The organism is Herpetosiphonaceae bacterium, assembly GCA_036374795.1.
GTDB lineage: Bacteria > Chloroflexota > Chloroflexia > Chloroflexales > Kallotenuaceae > LB3-1.
The window spans coordinates 1-7,234 of sequence record DASUTC010000294.1 but is presented as its reverse complement, the minus strand read 5'-3'; the positions used below and the strand labels follow the sequence as shown (position 1 = coordinate 7,234).

At 65.6% G+C, this 7,234-nt stretch carries 2 protein-coding genes; both read left to right on the top strand.

Features of this window, described 5'->3' with window-relative positions; translation table 11 throughout:
• On the top strand, positions 1-1,540 hold a 1,540-nt coding region (locus VFZ66_22985; protein HEX6292071.1), incomplete at its 5' end, for a condensation domain-containing protein.
• A gap of 3 nt (positions 1,541-1,543) precedes the next feature.
• The coding region (locus VFZ66_22980) for an SDR family NAD(P)-dependent oxidoreductase (GenBank protein HEX6292070.1) at positions 1,544-7,234 on the top strand (5,691 nt) is incomplete at its 3' end.

Here is a 7,234-nt window from a genome sequence, read left to right as displayed (position 1 = left end):
GCTCTTTGAGTCGCCGACGATCGCCGGACTAGCCGCGCAGGTTCAGGCAGCGACCGAGACGGACGAGCCGCACCAGCCGCCGCCGATCGCGCGGATTGCCCGCGACGGCGACATGCCGCTCTCGTTTGCCCAGCAGCGGCTCTGGTTCCTCGACCAATTGGAGCCTGACAGTCCCTTTTACAACATGCCGCTGACCGTTCGGCTCAAGGGGCCGCTGCATCTTGAGGCGCTGCAAGACAGCCTCGACGAGATCGTTCGTCGCCACGAGGCGCTGCGCACGATCTTTCCGCTGGTCGACAGCCAGCCGGTGCAGCGGATTCTGCCGGAGGCGGGCTGTCCGCTGTCGTTGATTGATCTGCGAAGCGTGCCGCAGAGCCAGCGCGAGGCTGAGATCGCGCGGCGGCTGGCGGAGGAGACGCGCCGCCCCTTCGATCTTGCCCACGGGCCGCTGATCCGCAGCACGATCCTACGCGCCGACGAGCACGATCATGTCCTGCTGATCACTATGCACCATATCGTCTCGGATGGCTGGTCGCTTGGCGTGCTGGTGCGGGAGCTGGCCGCGCTGTACGAAGCGTTCTCCGGCGGCAATCCCGCGCCGCTTGCCGATCTGCCCGTGCAGTATGCCGATTACGCGGTCTGGCAGCGCCAGTGGCTCGCAGGGGAGCGGCTAGAGACTCAGCTTGGCTACTGGCGCACACAGCTTCACCCAGAGGGTACCCGTCACCCGCCCGTCCTGGAGCTGCCGCTGGACCGTCCGCGACCTGAGATCCAGACCTTCCACGGCGCGCGGCACACGTTTTCCCTGGATCGGGATCTGAGCGCCAGCTTGAAGGAGCTGAGTCAGCGGCGGGGCTGTACGCTGTTTATGACGCTGCTGACCGCCTTCCAGGTCTTCCTGCACCGCTACACCGGCCAGCACGACATCCTGGTCGGATCGCCGATCGCCAACCGGACGCGGGTCGAGCTTGAGCCGCTGATCGGCTTCTTTGCGAACACGCTGGTCTTACGCGCCGATCTGTCGGGCAATCCCACATTCGTCGAGGCGCTGGAGCGGGTACGCCAGGTTTGCCTCGGCGCGTATGCCCACCAGGATCTTCCGTTCGAGCGCATCGTGGAGGAGCTCCAGCCGGAGCGCAGCCTGCGGCAACAGGCGCTCTTTCAGGTTGCCTTTGCGCTCCAGAGCGCGCTCATCCCGCAGCTTCAGATCAACGGCGTGACGTTCCAGCACGTTGAGACGAATCTCGGAGCGGCAAAGTTTGATCTGGCCCTGTTCATGGACGAGCGCGACGACCACCTGTGCGGCATGTTGGAGTACAACACCGATCTCTTTGAGTCGTCGACGATCGAGCGCATGGTGCGGCACTTCGAGACGCTGCTGCGGGGCATAGCCGCCCGTCCAGACACGCCGATCGCGCAGTTGCCGCTGATGAGCGCTCCTGAGCGGCAGCAGATGGTATCGCCGACAGGAGCGGCGCGCAAGAAGCGCCAGCCGTCGATCGACCAACTGGTTGCGAAGCTGACGAGGAATAAGGAATAGGCTATGGCTGACGAACACCGCTCACGGCTGATCGACGGCATCGACGACCGAATCGTTGACCAGATCCGCCACTTCCTCGCGCAGCAGACGGGTCGCGCGCCCGGCGAGATCACGATCGAGCAGATCAACGAGCAGATCCGGCTGCTCCTGAGTCAGGATGATCACGCCGAAACCGTCGCCACGATTCGGGCACAGTTCGAGGCGCAGGTCGCGCAGCAGCCGGACTCGACCGCGATGATCTGCGGCGATGAGCAGCTCAGCTACCGCGAGCTGAATCGCCGGGCGAATCAGCTCGCGCGCCGTCTGCAAGCGGCTGCGATTGCACCGGATTCGCTGGTCGGCGTCGCGCTTGAGCGCTCGGCGCAGCTCGTGATCGCGCTGCTTGGGATCGTGAAGGCAGGCGCGGGCTTCGTCCTCTTCGATCCTGCCGACGCGCCGCAACACCTGGCGCGGAGCCTGGCGGGCATCCGTCTCTCGGCGCTGCTGACCAGGCAGCAGCGTGTCGCTGCGCTGCCCGTCTCGCACGTGCCGATCATCTGTATCGACGACGAGCCCCTGCCTGATGCCGACGAGGACGATCTTGCCACCGAGATACCAGATCACCACACGGCGTATGCGGTCTTTAGCGCCGGTCGCTACGCGCTGATCCCATATCGCGCGCTGACCGCGCGCATCCAGAATCTTCAAGAAGAATGCAGCCTGTCGAGCGCGGATGCCGTCTTGCAGCACGCAGCGCTCAGCCGCGATGCCGCGATCTGCGAGATCTTCTGGCCGCTGCTCGGCGGCGCGCGCCTGGTGATGCCGCCGCCGACCGCTGGCAAGCACCCGCCGCTGGCGCAGCTCATCGCCGACTATTCCATCAGCGTCCTGCGCGTCGTCCCCGCCGATCTCGCGGATCTGCTCGCGGCGCGTGCCGACGATCCACAGTTGCGCCTCGATTCGCTGCGCTGCGTGCTGTGCGAGGGCGAGCCGCTGGGCCGCGCGCTCGTCGATCGATTCTTTCAACATCTATCGTGCGCGCTCTACAACCTGTACGCGCCGCCGGAGGCCGCGATGGAAGTTACGATCCACCGCTGCCAGCCCGGCTATGCCTGGGATGTCTTGCCGCTGGGCCAGCCGACGATCTGGCCGATCTATGTGCTCGATCGACACATGCAGCCGGTGCCGCCCGGCATCCGTGGCGAGATCTATCTGGCGGGCGATGACCTCATGCGGGGCTACGCCGCCGCGACCGCCGCGACCGCCGAGGCGCTGCTGCCCGATCCGTTCGCCGAAACGCCGGGAGCGCGCATGTTTAGAACCGGCGACCTGGGCCGCTGGCTGAGTCACGGGGCGCTTGAGCTGCTCGGCTCTCGTGAGCCGTACCGCTGGCATCGCGGGCTGCGGCTCGATCTGCGAGACGTTACCGCGATCCTGCTTGGCGACACCGGGATCGACGATGCGGCGCTCCTGCTGCACACGCCAGGAGACGGCGCGCAGAAGCTTGTGGCCTATATCGTGCCGGGAGCGGCCTACTCGCTGGAGCGTCTTCAGGCACATGTCCAGACGCTACTCCCACCGCCGATGCAGCCGGAGATCTACGTGCCGCTCGCCAGGCTGCCGCTGACCGCCGCCGGAGAGATCGACGTGCAGGCGCTCGCTCGGATCGATGTCGTCGATCCGCGCGACCTCCGTCGCTTCGAGGAGCAGCTCCGCGCGCTGCCGGGCGTCGATCACGCCGCCGTGATCATGCAGGAGCAGACCGAAGACAGACCGCCGTTCCATCTGTGGGATCTGCTGCCTGGCCGCGACGCTTCCCCGGCACAGCCCGATCTGCTGCCGCCAGGAGCGTCGAGCGCGGCGACGACACCGCCGGACGACCACCAGGCGCTGGCGATTGCTCACGCGCCCGCGCTGCCGCCAGCCGCCGATCCAGTCGCGACGCTGCCGGATCTTTTGCGCCGCGCGGCTGCTCACGCAGCGCAGCATGGCGTGGTCTACCTTCAAGAGGACGACACGGTCATCACCAGCTCCTACGCCGCTCTGCTGGCGGAGGCTCAGCGCGTCCTAGGCGGGCTGCGGCGACATGGTTTGCAGCCCGGCGCGATGGTCATCTTCCAGATCGACCGCAATCAGGATTTTATTCCGGCCTTTTGGGGCTGTGTCCTGGGCGGCTTCGTCCCGGTGCCGCTGTCGATCGCGCCGACGTATGATCAGATGAATAACGCGATCGGCAAGCTGCACAATGCGTGGCGCATGCTCGGCCAGCCGCCGATCCTCTGCACCACGCAGCTCGCGCCCGCGCTGCGCTCCCTCGATCGCCTGCTGGACGAGCAGCCGTTTGATGTCGTCACGGTCGATCGCCTGCGCGCGAGCGATCCCGACACGCGCTGGCATGTGCCGCATCCCGAAGACCTGGCGCTGCTGCTGCTGACGTCGGGCAGCAGCGGCGTGCCCAAGGCGGTGATGCTCAACCACCGCAATATCATCAGCCGCTCGGCGGGCACCGCGCACCTGAACCGATTCTCTGAGCACGACATCTCGCTGAACTGGATGCCGCTCGATCATGTCGGCGGGATCGTCATGTTCCACGTGCTGGATACCTACCTGATGTCCAGGCAGATCCACGCGCCAACCTCGGCGGTCTTGCAGGACCCGCTCAGGTGGCTGGACTGGATCGAGCGCTATCGTGCCAGCATTACCTGGGCGCCCAACTTTGCCTACGGCCTGATCGTCGATCGCGCGGCCACAATCGCCCGCCGCACCTGGGATCTCTCGTCGATGCGCTTTATCTTGAACGGCGGCGAGGCGATCGTCGCGAGAACGGCGCGCCGGTTTTTGGAGATCCTCCAGCCGCACGGCCTTGCGCCCACGGCCATGCATCCTGCCTGGGGCATGTCCGAAACATCGTCGGGCGTCACCTTCTCCGATACCTTTGCGCGCGCCAGCACCAGCGACGACGATCCTTTTGTCGAGGTCGGCAGGCCGATACCCGGCGTCGCGCTGCGCATCGTCGATGCCGACAACCGGCCTGTCGCCGAGGATACGATCGGGCGGCTCCAGGTGAAGGGCCTGCCGGTGACGGTCGGCTACTACCAGCACCCACAGCTCAACCAGGAAGCCTTCACCGATGACGGCTGGTTCAGCACCGGCGACCTGGGTCGGCTGCGCGACGGACGCCTGACGATCACCGGTCGTGAGAAGGACGTGATCATCGTCAACGGCGTCAATTACTATAGCCATGAGATCGAGGCGACGGTCGAGGAGCTTGACGGCGTCGATGTCTCGTACACCGCCGCCTGTAGCGTGAAAGATCGGAGTCGTGGCGGCGATACCCTGGCGATCTTTTTCGCCTCGCCGCGCGCCGACTGGCCTGCGCTGCTCCAGTTGATCGCCGAGATCCGGGGCAAGGTTGTGCGATCGGTCGGCATCAACCCTGAGTATCTGATCCCGGTGCCACACGCGGCGATCCCAAAAACGGCGATCGGCAAGATCCAGCGCTCGCAGCTCAAGCAGCAGTTCGAGGCAGGCGCGTTCGACACGCTGCTGAAGACCATCGATCTGCACGCGCACAACCAGAATACGCTGCCGTCCTGGTTTTACAAAAAGATCTGGCGGCGCAAAGCAGGGCAGCGGCTGGTCGCTCCTGAGCGCATCGGGCAGGCGCTTGTGTTTCTGGATCACCTGGGACTGGGAGCAAGCCTCGCCGAGCGGCTCGATCGGAGTGGAACGCCGTGTATCCGCGTGGAGCGCGGCGACGAGTTCGCGAAGCTCGATCCCCGGCGCTACCGGATCGATCCGCGACAGCCAGAGCACTATCATCAGCTCATGGAGCGCCTGTCGTCGGATGGCCCGCGGCTCGATAGCATCTTCCACCTGTGGACCTACGATACTCACGACGGAGCGGTCTGTAGCCTCGAAGCGCTGATCCGCGAGCAGGATCGCGGCGTGTATAGCCTGCTCTGGCTGACTCAAGCCCTGGCGAGACGCGCAGCGTGCGATCCGCTCCGCCTGTTTGTGGTATCCAGCCATTCCCAGGCTGTCGCGCCAGGCGATAAGCTCGCGAGCGAGCGCACGCCGCTGCTTGGCCTGCTAAAGACAATCCCCCATGAGCTATCCTGGCTCGATTGCCGCCATATCGATCTGCCGATCGTCGAGCCCGCCGACAACGCGCTGGCGCTGGTACGAGAAGCCCAGATTCTGGAGCGCGATCGTGAGGTCGTCTACCGCGATGATCAGCGGATGATCCCACGGCTTCAGGAGGTCGATCTGCCGCACGAGCCGCTGCGTGATCTGCCGTTCAAAGCGCATGGCATGTACCTGATCACCGGAGGGCTTGGCGGCATCGGGATCGAGCTGAGCCAGTACCTATTACGGCACTATCAGGCGCGGCTCCTGCTGGTGGGCAGAACCAGGCTGCCGGAGCGCAGCGCGTGGCAGCAAGAGATCGAGCGGGGCACCGCTGTTGCCGAGCGTCTTGAAGCTTTCCTGGCGCTCGAGCAGCACGGCGGCCAGGCGCGCTACGAGGCTGTCGACATCTGCGATAGCGCACGGCTGGACGAGATTGTCTCGCGCGCGCAGACCGAGTGGGGCTGTACGCTCGACGGCATCCTGCATCTGGCGGGCGAGCTTCAGGAGCGCGCGCTGGTCGAAGAAACGCCGGAGAGCTTCGCGGCAACGCTTCGTCCGAAAGTCGAGGGCACCTGGGCGCTGCATCAGCTTGTCAACGATCACCCGGAGCGGCTTTTCGTCTCGTTTGCCTCGGTGAATAGCTTCTTTGGCGGGGCGACCGTCGGCGCGTACTCTGCCGCCAATCGCTTTCTCGAAGCCTTTGCGCAGGTCCAGGCCGACCAGTACGCGCTGGCAAGCTCCTGCTACCACTGGAGCATGTGGAGCGGTGTCGGGATGAGCCGCAGCTACCGCCTGACCGATGCGACTCGCGCGCGGGGCTTCCAGCTCATCACGGCCAGGCAGGGCCTCCAATCATTCCTGGCGGCGCTGCATCGGGGACAGCCCCAGCTTTTCATCGGCCTGGACGGCGGCAACCAGCACCTTCGGCAGTGGACGGAGGAGGCGCACGATCCACGCCGGAGCGTCTACGCCTTCGTGAGCGGCTCCGCGCCTGAACTCGCGATAGCGCAGGTAGCGCATCTGATGCCGAGCAGCGTGGACGGCAAGCGTCTCGACGTTGATCTTCGTCGGCTCGAAGCGCTGCCGCTGCTGGCAGATGGTCAGGTCGATCGCCGGGCGCTGCTCGATCCCGACGGCGCTCGCCGCCAGGGACCAAGCGCCAGCGCCGAGCCGCAGACCGATGTGGAGCGGATCATTGCCGCTATCTGGAAGTCGGTGCTCGATCGTCCGCAGATCGGCGTCCACGATAATTTCTTTGACCTCGGCGGACATTCCTTGCTGATGGCGCAGGTCCATAGTCGGCTGCGCGAAACCTTCGACCGCGAGATCCGGATGGTCGACCTGTTCAAGTATCCGACGATCCGATCGCTGGCTGCCTACCTGGCGCACGAGCACGACGAGCAGGCCGTGGTCCGGGCGTCGCGCAACGACGAGCCGCCGCACGCAGCGCCGCACGAGCGGATGGATATTGCGATCATCGGCATGAGCGGGCGCTTTCCGGGTGCCAGCAGCGTCGAGGCGTTCTGGGAGAACCTGCGCAGCGGCGTCGAGTCGATCACCGTCTTCTCCGACGACGAGCTGCTG